The sequence below is a fragment of the Shouchella clausii genome (genome assembly GCF_002250115.1).
Classification (GTDB): Bacteria; Bacillota; Bacilli; order Bacillales; family Bacillaceae_D; genus Shouchella; species Shouchella clausii.
Genome location: NZ_CP019985.1, coordinates 1,044,556 through 1,062,071 on the forward strand (window position 1 = coordinate 1,044,556; position 17,516 = coordinate 1,062,071).

At 45.3% G+C, this 17,516-nt stretch carries 15 protein-coding genes; 9 read left to right on the forward strand and 6 right to left on the reverse strand.

The features are described 5' to 3' along the window. Positions 1–148 precede the first annotated feature (148 nt). The 4 genes from BC8716_RS04925 to BC8716_RS04940 are packed head-to-tail and all read left to right on the forward strand — an operon-like array spanning position 149 to position 5,417. Entirely contained in the window at positions 149–1,162 is a 1,014-nt protein-coding gene (locus tag BC8716_RS04925) for a TRAP transporter substrate-binding protein (protein ID WP_094424205.1), read from the forward strand. Next, on the forward strand, positions 1,155–1,655 hold the full coding sequence (locus BC8716_RS04930) for a TRAP transporter small permease (RefSeq protein ID WP_094424206.1): 501 nt from the start codon (positions 1,155–1,157) through the stop codon (positions 1,653–1,655). The genes BC8716_RS04925 and BC8716_RS04930 overlap by 8 nt, the downstream gene beginning before the upstream one ends. 28 nt (positions 1,656–1,683) lie before the next feature. Next, positions 1,684–2,985, forward strand: coding sequence for a TRAP transporter large permease (locus BC8716_RS04935; RefSeq protein ID WP_094424207.1), 1,302 nt, complete (start codon positions 1,684–1,686; stop codon positions 2,983–2,985). 41 nt (positions 2,986–3,026) lie between these two features. Then, complete coding sequence (locus BC8716_RS04940) at positions 3,027–5,417, forward strand: glycoside hydrolase family 31 protein (RefSeq protein WP_094424208.1); 2,391 nt, start codon at positions 3,027–3,029, stop codon at positions 5,415–5,417. A 173-nt stretch (positions 5,418–5,590) separates the two neighbouring features. Here BC8716_RS04940 and BC8716_RS04945 read toward each other — a convergent pair whose 3' ends face one another. Together BC8716_RS04945 and BC8716_RS04950 are read right to left on the reverse strand one after the other, a co-directional pair. Continuing rightward, a complete protein-coding gene (locus BC8716_RS04945; protein ID WP_094424209.1) occupies positions 5,591–6,199 on the reverse strand; it encodes a PepSY domain-containing protein in 609 nt (202 codons plus the stop codon). Between the two features lie 285 nt (positions 6,200–6,484). Beyond that, a complete protein-coding gene (locus BC8716_RS04950) occupies positions 6,485–8,020 on the reverse strand; it encodes an NAD(P)H-hydrate dehydratase (protein WP_094424210.1) in 1,536 nt (511 codons plus the stop codon). Between the two features lie 184 nt (positions 8,021–8,204). Between BC8716_RS04950 and BC8716_RS04955 the strand changes: the two genes are divergently transcribed. The 3 genes from BC8716_RS04955 to BC8716_RS04965 all read left to right on the forward strand — a co-directional run bounded on the left by BC8716_RS04955 (position 8,205) and on the right by BC8716_RS04965 (position 10,285). Further along, the gene (locus tag BC8716_RS04955) at positions 8,205–9,299 is read left to right on the forward strand and encodes an AI-2E family transporter (protein WP_094424211.1); all 1,095 of its coding nucleotides are present in this window, start codon (positions 8,205–8,207) and stop codon (positions 9,297–9,299) included. A gap of 159 nt (positions 9,300–9,458) precedes the next feature. Continuing rightward, complete coding sequence (locus tag BC8716_RS04960; RefSeq protein WP_035202273.1) at positions 9,459–9,953, forward strand: ferritin; 495 nt, start codon at positions 9,459–9,461, stop codon at positions 9,951–9,953. Between the two features lie 89 nt (positions 9,954–10,042). Next, positions 10,043–10,285, forward strand: coding sequence for a CotD family spore coat protein (locus BC8716_RS04965; protein WP_011245150.1), 243 nt, complete (start codon positions 10,043–10,045; stop codon positions 10,283–10,285). Positions 10,286–10,350: 65 nt separating this feature from the next. On the opposite strand, the gene BC8716_RS04970 is transcribed toward BC8716_RS04965, so the two are convergent. The 4 genes from BC8716_RS04970 to BC8716_RS04985 all read right to left on the reverse strand — a co-directional run bounded on the left by BC8716_RS04970 (position 10,351) and on the right by BC8716_RS04985 (position 14,075). Next, positions 10,351–10,872 carry a DNA topology modulation protein gene (locus tag BC8716_RS04970; protein ID WP_094424212.1) on the reverse strand — a complete coding sequence of 174 codons (522 nt, stop codon included), beginning with the start codon at positions 10,870–10,872 and terminating at the stop codon, positions 10,351–10,353. A 185-nt stretch (positions 10,873–11,057) separates the two neighbouring features. Next, positions 11,058–12,275, reverse strand: coding sequence for a NupC/NupG family nucleoside CNT transporter (locus tag BC8716_RS04975; protein WP_094424213.1), 1,218 nt, complete (start codon positions 12,273–12,275; stop codon positions 11,058–11,060). 252 nt (positions 12,276–12,527) lie between these two features. Beyond that, on the reverse strand, positions 12,528–13,394 hold the full coding sequence (locus BC8716_RS04980) for an alpha/beta fold hydrolase (RefSeq protein WP_094424214.1): 867 nt from the start codon (positions 13,392–13,394) through the stop codon (positions 12,528–12,530). A 21-nt stretch (positions 13,395–13,415) separates the two neighbouring features. Further along, positions 13,416–14,075: a potassium channel family protein gene (locus tag BC8716_RS04985; protein ID WP_094424215.1), complete on the reverse strand. Its 660-nt coding sequence runs from the start codon at positions 14,073–14,075 to the stop codon at positions 13,416–13,418. Positions 14,076–14,376: 301 nt separating this feature from the next. Here BC8716_RS04985 and BC8716_RS04990 point away from each other — a divergent pair, with 301 nt between their 5' ends. Together BC8716_RS04990 and BC8716_RS04995 are read left to right on the forward strand one after the other, a co-directional pair. Beyond that, positions 14,377–16,275 carry a BCCT family transporter gene (locus BC8716_RS04990; protein ID WP_254121130.1) on the forward strand — a complete coding sequence of 633 codons (1,899 nt, stop codon included), beginning with the start codon at positions 14,377–14,379 and terminating at the stop codon, positions 16,273–16,275. A 180-nt stretch (positions 16,276–16,455) separates the two neighbouring features. Further along, positions 16,456–17,466, forward strand: coding sequence for a TAXI family TRAP transporter solute-binding subunit (locus BC8716_RS04995; protein WP_094424217.1), 1,011 nt, complete (start codon positions 16,456–16,458; stop codon positions 17,464–17,466). Positions 17,467–17,516: the final 50 nt, after the last annotated feature.

Below are 17,516 nucleotides of genomic sequence, written 5' to 3' on the forward strand. Positions count from 1 at the left end.
TTTAGGCAGCGTTTCGATCTAAAAAATACTTGCTAAAACTAGTCTAATCGATATATGATGAAATAACAACGTTGTTATTAAAGGAATGACAGCGGTTTCTTTTTATTTAAAAATAACAACGTTGTTATAAACTCAAGGAGGAAGTTCCATGCGTCGCACAGCTCTATTTTTTGGAAGCGTTTTTATTAGTCTTACTGTTGCGTGCGCTACACCAGCTAGCTTGTCAACAGAGAAAACGACATTGCGCCTTGCACACAATATGAACGAAAGCCATCCCATTCATCAGTCTTTGCTTCATTTTGCAGAATTAGCTGAAGAAAAAAGCGATGGCGCTCTGACATTTGAAATTTTCCCCAACGGCCAACTTGGTTCTGAACGGGAAGCAATTGAATTAACGCAAACAGGGGCGGTAGATGCGACAAAAGTAAGCGCTACCGCGTTAGAAAGTTTTTCGCCTGTTTACGCCTTATTTAGTATTCCTTATTTATTTGATGGGGCCGACCATTATTACACGGTCATGGAAAGCGATATCGCAACGGACATCTATGATTCCACTGCTGACAATGGCTTTTTCGGTCTAACCTACTATGATGCAGGCATTCGCAATATGTATACGATCGGCACACCTGTGTTAGCGCCTGAGGACCTGAGAGGCTTAAAAATTCGCGTACAGCCAAGCGAAACGGCGATTGAAATGACGCGCTTGATGGGCGGAGCTCCTACCCCGATGGCGTTCGGTGAAGTATATACTGCCCTTCAACAAGGTGTCATAGACGGTACTGAAAACAATGAAACCGCTTTAACCTCAAACAACCATGGGGAAGTAGCAAAAGAGTATTCTTACACAGAACACGCCATTGTCCCTGATTTGCTTATCTTTAACCAAAATCGCTGGGAAAGTTTTAGCTCAGAGGAACAAAGGATTTTAAAAGAAGCAGCACTTGAGTCTAGTGAGTTTCACAAGGAGTTATGGGCCGCTGAAACCGCGGAAGCGATTGCCAATGCGGAAGAGATGGGCGTCACATTCCATGAAGATGTCGATAAAGCGGCATTCCGTGAAAGTGTCGAACCCATGCATCAACAAGTAAAACAAGACCGAGATTTAGCGCCATTTTATGAGCGTATTCAAGAAATGCGTAAGGAGGGGCACACAAATGATTGAGAAAATCAATGGTGGATTAGGAAAAATAATCATATTCCTATCGTCGGTCATGTTTGGGCTCATGGTGCTTGTCGCGATTTGGCAAGTCTTTAGCCGCTATGTCCTCAATGCCCCTAGCACTTTTTCAGAAGAATTTCTTCGTTACTCGCTTATCTGGGTCACAATGATTGGCGGTGCTTATGCCTTCCATCTCAAAAAACATATTGCGATTGAAATGCTCGTTAACCGCTTTTCAGATGCGACTCAAAAACGAGTGCGCCAGCTCGTCCAGCTTTTTCTCATTGCCTTTGCCTTACTTGTCATGGTGTATGGCGGCATCCAGCTTGTGTCATTAACGATGTCACAACAAACGGTCTCACTTGGCATACCAATGGGCTTTGTCTATTTATCATTGCCTATCTCTGGCCTGCTGATCACTTGGTTCTGCCTGACAGAACTACTAACAGGCAAAAATGGGACAAACCAAGGCTCCGATGAACCGATTGACCTATAAGATTATTTCATAAAGAAGGATTGATAAAATGGCTCTCCTTGCAGGTATCAGTTTAATTGTCGTGTTTTTAGGATTGCTTTTACTAGGCGTGCCAATCGCCATCAGTGTCGCAGGCGCATCGATTGTCACGATGTTTTTGATCGCCCCGTTTGATGTCGCGATTTTTACGTCTGCGCAAAAGATGGTGACAGGCATTGACAGCTTTACGCTGTTAGCAGTCCCATTCTTTTTGTTGACAGGCATTATCATGAACCAAGGAGGCATCGCTCTCCGGCTTGTCAATGTAGCGAAACTATTTACAGGCAAATTGCCAGGTTCCCTTGCCCATACGAACATTGTTGGAAACATGCTTTTTGGATCGATTGCCGGCTCTTCCGTCGCTTCCGCTGCTGCAATCGGCAAAGTCATGAACCCATTGCAGGAAAAAGAAGGGTATGACCGGAAATTTTCAGCCGCAGTCAACATTGCCTCCGCCCCAACTGGATTGATTATTCCTCCAACAGGGTTGTTTATTATCTATTCCTTAGTTAGCGGCGGAACGTCGGTGGCGGCCCTTTTCCTTGCTGGTTATTTGCCTGGCATCCTTTGGGGTCTTGCTACACTGGTTGTCGCTTTTTTTATTGCTAAAAAGAAAGGCTACACAACATCGTCAGCAACGAAGGTTGAGTCTCCCTTAAAAGTTATCTGGGAAGCGATCCCTAGCCTGTTTTTAGTCATTATTATCATTGGTGGCATTATCGGCGGTCTATTTACGGCGACCGAAGCGTCTGCGGTCGCGATTGTGTATGCGTTGCTTCTGTCTTTTGCCTACAAAAGCCTAACATTGCGGCAGTTGCCAGGCATTTTTAAAGAAGCCGTTGAACTAACCGTCGTCATCATGTTCCTAATTGGGACATCGGCGATGCTTTCCCTAGTCATGTCATTTACTGGCATCCCGAGCGCAATTAGCTCTGCGATTTTAGCTTTGACGGATAACCCTATTCTTATTTTGCTGTTGATTAATGTGATTTTGTTAATAATCGGCATTGTCATGGACGTCACACCGGCGATCCTGATCTTTACGCCCATCTTTTTACCAGTCGTGATGGAGTTTGGCATGGACCCAGTCCATTTTGGCGTCATTTTAATTGTCAACCTTTGCATTGGCAACATTACGCCACCAGGAGGAAGCGCTTTATTTGTTGGCAGCACCATCGGCAAAGTTAAAATTGAAGAAGTCATCCGCCCCTTGCTTCCATTTTACGGCGCGATCATCGTTGTTTTACTGCTCGTAACGATGTTTCCTTTTTTAAGCACGTGGCTGCCGACTCTAGCGGGATTAATGGAATAAATAACTAGATAGATCGATCATCCAAAGGAGAGAAACCCATTATGAATATTCAACACCGTTATTCATTTACTGTTGCAACGAAACACGACGCTCATATCGAATTTGTTGCTCCAAACACAGACATAAAAGCACATGTTTTTGTGCTAGAACCTAAAATCATCCGCGTGTTATTTGAAAAAGAAAGCGGGCTTGAACTTGAGCGCACATGGAGCATCGCTCCTGGTCTGGACGATCTCCCTTACAAAGGGCGAGAGCGCAAAAGCACGGAACATTTTAGCTGTCCGCCATATGATTTTCGTGAAACGGAAGACGCCTATGTTGTCAAAACAGAGATGTTAAAAGCGACCATTAAAAAAGAAGGCTTTCGCATTACTTGGCACCGGCGTGACAAAGACAAGTGGACTTGGTTTGCCCAAGACCGAGACACACAAGCATATAATTTCAAAGGCGAGCTCGGGACAGGGATTAAGCATTATTTAAAACGAGACATTCGTGAACGCTATTATGGATTAGGGGAGCGGACAGGTACCCTGAACCGTCACCATGGCCGTTACCGCAATGTAACGATTGACGCTATGGGCTATGACGCCGAACACTCGGATCCATTGTACAAACATATCCCTTTTTACATCACACACCAACCTGAATCAGCCTTTTCTTACGGCTTGTTTTATGACAATTTGGCTCCTGGCTATTTTGACCTTGGCAAGGAACTGGATAACTACCATGGGCTATACCGCTATTTTGAGGCTGAAGCAGGTGACCTAGATTATTACATGATTGCCGGTCCTACGATGAAGGATGTCGTACAAACCTATACATGGATGACAGGGAACACAGCGCTCCCGCCTAAGTGGAGCATTGGCTATTCTGGTTCAACCATGACTTATACAGACGCTGAAAATGCCCAAGAACGGCTATATGAGTTTATCGAAAAATGCGAGGAAAACGATATTTTATGCGATTCATTTCAACTATCCTCTGGCTATACATCGATTGGCGATAAACGGTACGTCTTTCACTGGAACAAAGACAAATTCCCTGATGTCCAAAAGCTTGCCCGTGACTTTAGCGACAAGGGGCTACGGCTTGCAGCCAATATTAAGCCTGCTTTGCTTAAGGACCATCCACAGTATAGCGACTTGGAACAACAATCGTTTTTTATTAAAAACGGCAACGGCGAAACAGAAACGGCTCAATTTTGGGATGGCGGCGGAGCTTATATCGATTTTACAAATGAAGCCGCTTATCGTTGGTGGATAAACCAAGTGCAACAGCAATTGCTTGCATACGGCATAACATCCACTTGGAATGATAACAATGAATATGAAATTTGGAGCCAGGACGCACGTGTCAATGGATTCGGGTACGAGCTACCATTCCAAACGATCCGCGCTCTCCAGCCGCTTTTAATGATGAAAGCCTCATTTGAAGCACAAGCTGAACATACGCCAAAAGAACGGCCTTTCTTAATTTCACGTTCTGGCGCCCCTGGCATGCATCGTTATGTGCAAACTTGGACAGGCGATAACCGTACTGAGTGGAAAACGATTCGCTATAACATCAAAACAGGCATAAGTCTAAGCCTATCTGGCATTTACAACTTTGGGCACGATGTCGGTGGATTTGCTGGTCCAAAGCCTGATGAAGAGCTCTTCATCCGTTGGGTGCAAAATGGCATATTCCATCCGCGCTTTACGATCCATTCATGGAATGAAGATCAGACCGTTAACGAACCTTGGATGTACGAAGATGCCGTCCCTGCCATTCGTGAATTGATCCAACTACGGTCGATGTTAACGCCTTATTGGTACACAGCGTTTTACCATGCCAGCGCCAACCATGAGCCAATTATAAAACCAACGTTTTTTGATTTTGAAGAAGACACACGCACATGGGAAGACAACGATGATTTTCTCGTCGGCCCATCCATGCTTGTCGCTTCCGTTGTCGAACCAGGCGTTTCCGAACGGACTGTTTACGCACCTGCTCACAATGGCGGATGGTATGATTTTTACACAGGCAACCATGTCGAAGGCGGCACAACAACTACTTTGCCGGCTCCAGCACACCAAACACCGCTGCTCGTCAAAGCAGGAGCAATTATACCTGTAAACGAAGCAAAACGAACATTTGCCAAAAAAGACAAGGACAAACGCGGCTTTTTGCTGTTTCCTAGCCGCGGCGCTGGGCACACATCAAACTACACAATATACGAAGACGACGGCATTACGAAAAATTGGCAGTCTGCACACGCGCTTGTCTCCATCGAAATGACCACAACAGCGGATGCCATTCATGTGACCACAAACGTTGTTTCAAAAGGCTACTCCCTGCCTTATAAAGAAGCACGTTTTACCGTCATGACTGACGATAGCAGACCTTTATTTGTAAACGGGAAAGAAGTGGTGGAGATGGGAGAGATTGTCTAGCAATAGCCTGTTTTGAAATTCAGCAAATGATTTGTGCTCATTACAAATGAGAACATGCTAAGACCCTTAGAATGATCGGTTGTGTTCTAAGGGTCTATTTTGCAAGGATATGCCTACTAAATCATCTTTCAGACGGTAGCTGGGCTATTTTCAGACTCTTGGCTTTTATGGCTTCAATCATCTCGGTCCGTTCCAAGTACCTCTCCGTTTGTGGCATCAAGTTTAATATCATAGTTGTTGCCTGCATTGGTAACTGTTACTTCATAATACGTCACTTGGTCGTCCTTCTCTAACTTCCAGCTGCTTATTGCGCCTTCCGCTTCCGATAAAGCAATATCAACCGCTTCCTGAGGATCAATGATGTTGTCCATGTCCAATGCATCCTCTTGACGCTCCACGCCTCCAGCATCATTTGCATCAAGGGCTTCTTCCCGTTCGTTTGTTACTTCTTGTGTATTTGCGTCTACGATGATCTCATATTCCTTCTCATCGTCAAGTCCTTGAATCTCATATTGCCACGTACCGCGCTCCGCCTCTAACTCGATGCTTGAAATAGAGGCATCAGGATAGACGTTCTCAAATTCAGAAACCGCCGTTTCCATGTCTACTTGAATGTTTGCATTATTCAAGTCTTCTGTGCTATCTGCCCCTTGGCCTTGCTCTGTGCCAAGATCGGCCTCGTGCTCTGGTGCATTGTCGTTATTCCCGTTATTGTCTTGGTTGCATGCCATCAAGGCCATAACCATAAATGTCGAAGCTAACGTAACCTGTAATTTTTTCATAGCAATCTCCTTTGTACATCTGAAAATCTTCCTACCTTTATATTCTCATCATTGCACAATTTAAAACCCGCTATACACTAAAAAGTGAGTGTAAATCCGTGGAGAACCGTGAAAAAACATATTGCAGCCCCGGCAAAATCGTGCAGGCGGTTATCCTATAAGGCTTGCTCCCTACCGTTAATGCTTAAAACCAAAAAACCACCGTTCGGTGGTTTTTTCATGCTGTCTATTAACTTTGTAAATATGACGATACGCATCCTAAAAAGGGAATGGCAAACGTTCAACTTAATCATCATCAACAATGGAGAACGCCTCTGGCAAATGCTCAATAATATCGCTTGGGGTGATAGTGGCAAGGACGTGTCGTTGTTTAGCCAGCAAGTCCGCTGCATAGCCATGGAAAAATACGGCTGATGAGAGAGCAGGTTGAATCCGTTGCCGGGCAACAAGTGCAGCGACCATCCCTGTAAGCACGTCGCCTGAACCGCCTTTGGCAAGCCCGGCATTGCCTGTTACATTGACAGAAATACAACCGCTTGGTTCAGCAACAATTGTGTTCGGCCCTTTCAAAACGACATACACGCCATATTGCTCCGCATAACTCTCTGCTACTTCAAAGCGGTTTTTATTGACATATGAAGCAGATTGGTCAATTAACATCGCCATTTCGCCAGGATGAGGCGTAATCACCGTCGGAGCCGTTCGCTCCCGGACAATCGGCCCACACTCTTTCAAACCATGCAAAGCGTCAGCATCGACAATCAACACACCTTTGAAATGATGAAGCAAGTACGCAACCATCTTAGTCAGTTCAGGCGTGCGTCCAAGCCCAGGTCCGACCGCAATCGATTGCTTATTGGCCATAAAAGCGGCCAATTCAGCTTCTGTAGGGGCAAGATAGCCGTGTTGTTCGCTAAAAATCGTATACATCGCTTCTTTTACGTGGCTGGCAACCACCGGCACATTTTGCGCTACTGTCGCTATCGTCGTAAATCCTGCCCCGCTGCGCACAGCTGCCGACCCAGCCAGCGCTGCTGCTCCTGGCATTGCCTCGCTGCCGGCAATAATGCCAACCCGTCCGTTATCGCCTTTGTGGGCATTCGGTTTGCTCATTACCCAGCTATTGACTACTTCATTTTTGCCCCAAATGTAGCGTTGTGAGGCGAGATGACGTAACGTGTTAGGTGGAATGCCGACCGGGACGACGTCTACTTCTCCGAAATAGGGTTTGGTTTCTTCTAAATAATAGCTTACCTTTGTCCATTGTAAAGTAAGGGTACGGTCTGCTTTTATTGCTTCATGGTTCAGCTCGGCGCTGCCGGCTGGAACGCCGCTTGGCAAATCAACCGATACGATTTCATTTTTCAATTTGTTTAAGCTGCCGATCACGGAAGCATACGGTTCCTTCACTTGGCCACTTACGCCTGTACCGAGGAGCGCATCCACAATAATGTCCGTTTCGTAAAGCATGGCTGGCAATTGGCTCTCAATGTCTTTCCAATACTTCCAACGGTAGCCACTTTGCTCGAATACACGTTTATGTAGTTTGGCATCTCCTTTGTACCGGCTTTCTTCCGGCACAATGAATACTTGTACTTCCGCGCCTTCGTCTTTTAGCACTCTCGCGACAACAAACCCATCGCCGCCATTGTTTCCGCTGCCAATGACAATAAAAAAGCGGCGCTTACGTCCATAGAGGTCCAACAGCTTACGAGCAATTCCGCGTCCGGCATTTTCCATTAGGACAGCGCCAGGGAGACCCACTTTGTTCATTGTAATTGCATCAATGCTCGCCATTTCCTCGCCTGTTACAATCCGCATCGCTACCACCCTTTTTATAATATTCGTTCTCTTCCCGGTAAACTGTAGCACAAACCGGAGATTTTTGCATTTTAAGAGAACTGATTCATCTATTTCCGAAAGAATGTGGTATAGTACTGATACAGTTTCTTTTTTCCTATCAAAGGAAGCAAACGTATTGTGAAAAAGAAAGGTTGAGCGTGCAATGATGGAGAGCAAAGCATTTCGTTTTGCGTGTTGGATTATTGTCCTTTTGTTGATCGTTTACTTAAGTTCGCTGGTTAACTTTATTTTTATGCCGATTGCCGTGCTTTTTCAAACGTTGTTTACGCCAATCGTCATCTCCCTTGTCATTTACTATTTGCTAAGACCATTTGTTAACTTGCTAAACAAAAAACTTCACCGCGGCCTTTCGATTCTCATTGTCTTCCTTGCGTTGGCTGGCCTTGCCACAGCCGCTTTGCTTTATGTCGGGCCGCTTTTACAAAAACAATTTATGACATTCGTTGACAATGTGCCAGGATATGCAAACGATATTCACAACTTATTCGTAGATTTGCAAAAGCAGCCTGCGTTGCAAAATTTCTTGGAAAGTGCCAATTTTTCATTGGATGAGCTTTCTAGAACAATGACTGAAAACTTGCAAGGCTATTTACAGTCGATCATTGACAGCATTGGCTCCTTCATTGGCGCAGTGGCGAATGTCGTCATTATTGCTGTAATTATCCCTTTCGTGCTTTTCTATATGCTGAAGGAAGGCAAGAAGGCGCCGATGATGGTCATTAACCAGTTTCCGGCAAGGGAGCAAGAAGAAGGTAAGCGCGTGCTTGGCGATTTAGATAAAGCCTTAAGTTCCTACATACAAGGGCAAATTCTCGTCAGTGCTTGCGTCGGCGTTCTCTGCCTGATTTGGTATTTAATCATCAAACTAGATTACGCGTTGATTTTAGCGCTCGTCGCCCTGTTTACAAACGTTATTCCCTTTATCGGACCGTGGATTGGCACCGCCCCTGCCGTTATCGTTGCATTATTCGATCAACCTGGAAAAGCGTTGCTCGTCATTGTCGGTGTCGTCATTATCCAGCAAATTGAAAGCAATGTCTTCTCGCCACAAATTATGGGGCGCCAGCTTTCCGTGCACCCGCTGACGATTATTTTTGTTCTCCTTGTCGCCAGCCAGCTTGCAGGTTTTGTCGGAATTCTCCTTGCCGTGCCTGCCTATGCAGTCAGCAAGGTTATTGTCCAGCACACGTACCGGCTTATACGTATCCACAGACGGTCCAAAAACATTAAAACCTAAATGGGCCAGTTTAAAAGAGGGTTGGCAAAAACATAGGCAGGGAATATGGGCAAAATAGCGGTTAGGTCCACGTTGCTTTTTTGCTTAGACGCATTTGAAAGCACCCTAGCAATCATGTCAGCAAATCACCTATTTCAGACTTGGAAAGGATGATCGATCATGCTCTCAGAAAAAATTGTCAAAGCGTTGAACCACCAGATGAATATGGAGTTTCAAGCTGCCCATGATTATATGGCGATGGCTGCCTACTGCCACCATATTAGTTACAATGGCTTCGCCGATTACTTCCTTAAGCAAGCAGAGGAAGAGCGGGAACACGGCATGAAAGTGTATGATTATTTAAATGACAAAGGCCAAAAAGCTGTCTTTGAGGCGATCCAAGCCCCAAAAGCCGATTATGGTTCACTCGTCGCCACATTTGAGGCAGCGCTGGCCCAAGAGCGGGAAGTGACGAAAAGCTATTATAAGGTGTACCAGATCGCCCAAGAAGAACAAGAATACCAAACGCTTTCTTTCTTAAACTGGTTCCTCGACGAACAAGTGGAGGAAGAGGCCACATTTGAAACGCATATTGATTATTTGAACCGCATCAAAGATGATGCCAATGCTCTTTATATTTATGAGCAAGAGCTACGCAAACGAAAAGAAGACTAACCCCTCATCCCCTATCTTTGACGCTCGCCCAATCGAATAAGTCTGTGGTGACATAGGCTAGCGGTAAGAAGGAAGAGGGGGACTTAAATATGTTTCCGTTTCGACAGGGAAAAGCAAACATGCCTGCTACAAGACCACTGCCTCCTGCACCAAGGCCTTTTGTACAAGAATACATTGTTCAAGAAATCCAGCCTGTCTTAACAACGTACGTCACAAACCGTGTCTACCGCCATGTGCACACTTTCCCGCACTCAGCATCCGTTGCCAATGTCGTCCACAATCAGCAAGCTTTTCCCCCTACGCACTATGTTCCAGGCCGACCTCCTCGCTAAGCGAGGAGGTGAGGTTGTTGGAAAGGCCGGCAGCATGAATGCCTGTATTTGGCAGATATATCTCCTCAAAACCGTCCATTCTCGTTAACCTGGTCTAAAAAACGTTGGACTTCTTTCCTTGTCTTTAGTATGACAACGCGCTTTCGCTCTTTTACTTGCTCAAGCGCTTGAATCACTTTGGGCCTGCTTCTCTTCTTGTAATTCCAAACCCAAACAAAAAAAGCCCAATCTAGTTTTTCAGGGCAATCCTCGTTCAAATCAGGTCTTGTTTTTCCATGATAAATCAGTCTTCTTTTTATAATCCTATAGATGCATAACAGTCTAGGCATATCTAAAAATATGACGGCATCTCCTTCATTCAGCCTCATGTCAAGCGTCCTTGAATAATTTCCATCGATAATCCATTTATTTTGGCTTACCGAATCTTTAAGAAACGAATCCCATTCATTGTTCGGGGTTGGCGTCCAATTAGGTTTCCAATAAAAACGGTCTAAATGAATAACGGGCAACGATAAACGTTCACTGAGTTTTCGAGACAAGGTAGACTTACCAGAGCCAGCTGATCCAATGACAACGATTCGATTCATCCCTTTATCCTCCTTGCTCTATTCTAAGATACATACTCCTGATCCTATTCTAAAATGCCCATCAAGGCTCCATTCAAGTTGTTTCCAGCTACAATAAAGCAGGCTAGATGCCAGCCTGCTTTTAAAATAGGACTCTGATACAAAAGAAAGACTCTATTTTTTATAGAAGAATCGATAGCCATTACTCATCCTACAAGCATGCCCGCAATTGCAGCGTTCATTAAGTTGACAAGCGTTGCGGCAATAAGTGCTTTCAACCCATATTTAGCGATTAAAGGACGGCGTTCTGGCACGAGTCCGCCAAGGCCGCCAAGCAAGATCGCGATCGAGCTAATGTTCGCAAACCCACACAACGCAAAGCTCGTAATGACATATGTTCGTTCTGACACCTCGCCCGCAGCCGACACAAGGGCATCAAAACCAATAAACTCGTTGACAATCGTCTTTTGCCCGATAAACGAGCCCGCTTGCACGGCCTCTTCCCATGGGACGCCAATGATCCAGGCCACCGGGGCAAACACGTACCCGAGGATTTGCTCTAGCGTAATGGAACCATAGCCAAACCATCCGCCAATCGTGCCTAAAAACAAGTTGATCAGTGCAATTAAGGAAACAAAGGCAATCAGCATCGCGCCCACATTGAGCGCTAATTTTAGTCCATCCAATGCTCCGTTCGAAGCAGCATCGATCACATTTTTGGACTCGCGCTCGACTTGGAAATGAATGTTGTCCTTCGTTTCGCTTATCTCTGTTTCTGGAACAAGCATTTTGGCCATCAAAAGCCCGCCTGGCGCAGCCATAAACGTAGCAGCAATTAAATATTCCAGCGGAATGCCCATCTGCGATATCCCTGCCATCACAGACCCCGCTACTGTCGCCATCCCTCCTGTCATGACGGCAAACATTTCAGACGACGTCATTTTTCCAATATAAGGTTTAATCAGCAAGGGCGCCTCTGTCTGCCCAACAAAAATATTGCCTGTCGCCGAAATCGACTCTGCCCGGCTTGTCCCAAGCAACTTGGCAATGCCGCCTCCTAAGTATTTGACAACAAACTGCATGATGCCGAAATGATAGAGAATACTAATAATCGCTGAGAAAAAAATGATCACAGGCAACACTTGAAAAGCGAAAACGCTGCCGACTCCTTCCGCTTGCAGGACACCGCCAAAGAGCATATCAATACCAGCAGCCGAAGTGTCAATCGCCGCTTGGACAGCGCCTGTCACTTGCTTAAGCACATAACTCCCTGCATCTGTCCATAAGACAATCACCGCAAAAACGAATTGTAACGCCAGTGCCGTCAAAATCGTTCGCCAGTTAATCGCTTTCCTGTTTGCAGAAAGCAAATAGGCAATCCCAAGCAAGATGGCCATTCCCATTAAGCCCCATAAAAAATTCATCTTTACCTCCTGTATGGTCATTCGTATCGGACTTTTGCTTACTATTCCCGGTGCGCGCCAATTTTTGCACGTTTTCCTGAAGAAACGCACACAATATGGCTAAGCTTATGAAAAACGGCTGGCACTGTCAACCACCATTGAAGTTAAAAAAATTATCAAAAAATCCCACGTCCATTTATTCCTTTTTTTACTATTCGCGATTCCTACAATTCTCTTTCTTGTTACACAAAAAAAGCCTCTTGACTCATTTCGTCAAGAAGCTTTGTGCTGTTGCAGAAAATCGGCCAATTCCTGGGTGTGCTGCTCTGATCCTTTACCAAGGCAGACAAGATGGCCCCACGTATCTAAGCAGATTAGCTTTGAAGAACGAATCCGTTCATGGGCATAATGGGCATGCTCCAAAGGCACGATTGCGTCATTTTTGCTATGAACGATAAGTGTTGGCGCCGTAATCGTTTCTAATTCTTCCTCAAGGGACTGACGCATATGCTGCAAATCAATATAAAAACCGTGCCCTGAGCGCTGAAATTCAGTCATCCGATCAAACAAATACCAGTCTCTGGCGAGCATCCTTTGTTTAATTTCTTCATACGAGAGGGTGCTGTAAGCAGGCGCAATTTTTTTGAATGCATAATCTGGTGAAAACCGAGCTAAAGAAGAGAGGCTCCGCCAGACAAACCGCTCAATGAAAGGATGGAATAAAAAGCGGCTCAATACTGCATCACGGACACTCGCTTCTTGCCACGGCTTCGTGACAGCCCCTTGCAATGTAAATGATTGAACTCTCTCTGGGTAGTGACTCGCTAAATAAATGCCAGACGGCCCGCCAGTTGATGCCGCAATTAAATGGACTTTATCAATATTCAATTCATTCAATAGTTCAATGTAAAAGCTGCACGCCTTTTCAAGCGACTTGCCAATTTGCCTCGATGTTTGCCCATATCCTGCCCGCGACGGCACAATTACGGAATAGCTATTTTGCGCAAGCTCTTCTATCCCCAGTTGTTCCAAGCAGTTGGAATGGCCACCATGCAAATATAAAACTGGCTCCCCTTCTCCGGTTATGGCGTATTCAAGCGTACAATCTGAATACGTAAAAGAAGCGATGCCTCTTTCCATCGGTCTCTATCCCCTTTATATTTATGATAATCCTTTTTTTTCGAATCGCTTTAAATCGCTGTTTTCGCCTGCCAAAATTAAAAGATCATTTTCATAAATGACCTCCTCAGGTGACAAATGGATATTCAGTTGCCCATCTCGTTTATAGCCAATTAATGTACAGTGGTACTTTTTCCGAATGTTTAGTTGGGCAATGGTCTTATTGGCTATCTTTTCCGTCGCCGCCAATTCGACTATGCTGTGCTCATCCGACAGTTCAATATAGTCAATCACTTTAGTGGAATCAAGCAAATGGGCAATACGAATACCCATTTCATGTTCTGGGCGGATGATCCGGTCGGCACCGACTTTCTCTAAAATACGGTAGTGCTTCGCATTGCTTGCTTTCACCCACACATTGGAAACGCCGAGCTCCTTTAAAAGCAACGTAGCAAGGACGCTCTCTTGAATGTGTTCGCCAATCGCCACAACGACATAATCGAAATTGCGGATTCCAAGCGCTTTAAGAGTACGTTCATCTACTCCATTTGCGACAATCGCTTTTGTCGCATAGTCGCTGGCAAACTCGACTTTTTCTTCAGACCGGTCAATGGCTAGAACGTCATGCCCCATTGCATAAAGCTCTTGGCATACACTTATGCCAAAACGGCCGAGCCCTATGACAGCAAACTGTTTTTCCACTTTGTCCCTCCTGAATGCAGGCAAGATTTTAAGTCTAAGAGTGATCTTACTCCTGTGGCAAAAGAAAGTCAACGTGTGCTCAGCAATTTTTATCTTTTCTTTAGGAAGTGACGGATTATACTCATTCTTTTTATTAAGATTTTTGTTTATTATAGCTAGAAAAAATGATATTCTAACAATTCAACCTAAATGCCTGTCTTTTTTATTGGGGTTTACCGTCGACTAATCGGGGTAAATTGAAAAAGAGTCTTTCTCCTTATCCATACAACGAACTTTTAACTGCAGGAAAGGTGGTTTGCGCATGCCGCAAAACTCTGACACAACATCAAGAAAATCCTCCTTTGTCCTCTATGCGTCAGCAACAGGAATGACATTATTCGTGTTATGGGGCATCGTGAACCCTTCCCACTTAGGCGCTACAGCAGAAACGGCCTTAGCTTGGATTATTGACAACTTCGGTTGGTTTTATATGACCATTGCTAGCATTTTCATCCTTTTTGGTTTTATTGTGGCCGTCACGCCATTTGGCAAACTTAGGCTCGGCAAAGACAACGACAGGCCTGAGCATTCTTTCATTTCATGGGTCGGGATGCTGTTCGCGGCTGGCCTTGGAGTCGGGTTCGTCTTTTTTGGCGTAGCTGAACCTATTCTTTACTATATGGACCCGCCACCTGGCTATTCGTTCAACTTGCCAGAAGAGTCGGCGAACGCTGCTGCGATCGGGCTCCGTTATGGCGTGTTCCATTGGGGGCTCCATGCTTGGGGGGCATTTTCAGTCGTTGGCTTAACGCTTGCCTTTGTACAATACCGCAAAAATCGGCCGGCCCTGATTAGTTCTGCCTTTTACCCCATTCTCGGTTCTAAGACAGACGGTTGGATGGGCAAAACGATTGATTTGCTTGCGGTTATTTCTACTTGTGCAGGTGTTGCAACGACATTTGGCTTAAGCGCTTTGCAAATTTCAGGGGGCATTTCCTTTTTAACGCCGCTGTCGAACAACATTCCTTTACAGCTATCAATTATTGCCGTCATCACTTGTTTGTTTTTATTTTCCGCCGTTGCCGGAATCAATAAAGGCATTAAACGGCTCACGAATTTAAATTTGGTGCTTGCTGGCATCTTGCTGTTATTCGTTTTATTTGCAGGACCAACCATTACACTGCTTGAAAGCATGGTGACGACTTTAGGCGGCTATTTGTCCAATGTCGTGTCAATGTCATTAACGATGACGCCTTTTTCAAATGATGAATGGCTTGGGTCAAACACGATTTTCTTCTGGGCTTGGCATATGTCATGGTCGCCATTTGTCGGCTTGTTTATTGCACGGATTTCAAAAGGGCGCACCATCCGCGAATTTATCGCAGGCGTCCTGCTCGTCCCGACGCTCATGGCAGTCGTTTGGTTTTGTGTGTTTGGCGGTACCGCCTTAAATATTGAGATTTCCGGCTTGTTCCCCCTTGCGGAGATTGCTCAGTCTGAAGTGGAGCTTACTCTTTTCTATATGCTGCAAAATCTCCCGTTCACCACGATTTCGAGCATTTTAGCAGTCATTGTCGTCGGAATCTTTTTTGTCACATCCGCCGATTCAGCTGCGTTTGTACTCGGGTCGATGACATCGAACGGCTTGCTTAATCCAAGCTTTAAATTAAAAATGCTGTGGGGCGTATTAATTGCTGGCACAGCGTCCGTCCTCCTAATAAGTGGAGACGGAGGACTAGATGCCTTACAGACTGCTGCGCTGACAGCTGCCCTCCCATTTGCGTTCATTTTAGTCTTTATGCTGGTCTCGATCGGCATTATGATCGCGAGAGACTGGCGAACGGAGCAACGAAAGGCACGCCTTGCACACGATGAAGCATTAAAACAACGCTTAAAAGAAGAAGCGTACGAAGAACTGCGACAAGATTTAAGCCAAGAGTGGCGTGATGAACTTCGCAAAGAACTGTTAGCCGCAGGGCGCAACACAGCGGAAATGCTCCACTTCCAAACGACAGAGGATACAGCCATTGTCGGCAAAACACTTGCCGAAGTCGGCTTCCCTCCTCACGTCAACGTAAGTGCAATTGAACGGGGCAATGATGTGATCTCCCCTTCCGGAAGCACGGAAATTAAAGCAGGCGATTATTTGTATATCCTTGTGGAAATTCAGCAAAAAGAAGCGTTGCAGGCGATTTTACGGGAAACGAAATCGGGGAAGTAACCATGATTGTTTGAGGTTCTCCTTTTAGGGGAACCTCTACTTTTTCGGGTACTAATAAAGCAATTATATATAAGCGCTTTCACTTTACTAGGTATTTGCTCCTATTAAAATAATTTGACAACTATTATAGATTTTATGTAAAATGAAATTAAAAATTGGGAAACTAAGGGGGCTACGCATATTAAAAAAAGACTTTTTCCAGTTGTCTTAACATTGGCAACGACAGTCGGTCTTGCAGCATGTGGGGGAACGGACACTGGCACGGGGGGAAACGGGAACGAAGCTGAAAACAATGAAGGAAATGCCTCATCCGAAGACCCTCAATTTCTAAATCTTTTAACTGGTGGCACAAGCGGGACTTATTATCCACTTGGAGGAGAAATGGCCACTTTTATTTCCGACGGCACTGGCGTCGAAACAACGGCCCAATCATCTAATGCTTCAGCCGAAAACGTAGCGCAATTAAGCAGTGGCGACGCAGAGATTGCGTTTGTGCAGACAGACGTAATGTCCAATGCGGTTGAAGGCGTCAATTCTTTTGAAGGGGAGCCTGTTGACAATGTGCTTGCGCTCGGCTCGCTATACCCGGAAACCATTCAAATTGTCACCACTGCCGATTCAGGCATTGAGAGTGTCGAAGACCTTGCCGGCAAATCGGTATCTGTTGGAGCTCCAGGATCAGGTACATATGTAAATGCTGAACAGATCCTCGAGATTCACGGCATGAGCATGGATGACATTAATCAACAGCCTTTAAGCTTTGATGAATCGACGAGCGGCATACAAGACGGCAACATTGACGCAGCCTTTATTACTGCCGGAACGCCCACAGGGGCTGTCGAAGGATTATCGGCGACAAATGAAGTCGCGATTGTGCCAATTGCTGAAGATAAAGTCAATGAGTTAATCGAAACGTATCCATATTATGCATCCGATGTCATTGAAGCTGGTACTTACGGAATGGAAAACGAAGTCCAAACAGTAGCTGTGCTTGCAATGATTGCTGTCAGCGATACATTATCGGAAGACTTGGTCTATAATATGACCAAATCCATTTACGAAAATGCTGAAAACATGGCACATGAAAAGGCGCAGTTTATCAAGCTTGAAAACGCATTAGATGGCATTGGAACAGACGTTCATCCTGGCGCCCAGCGTTATTATGATGAGCAAGGCGTATCAGCAAAATAACGGAGATAGGTTAGAAAAAACCGGCTGTCAAACCGACAAGGCTCTTGCGG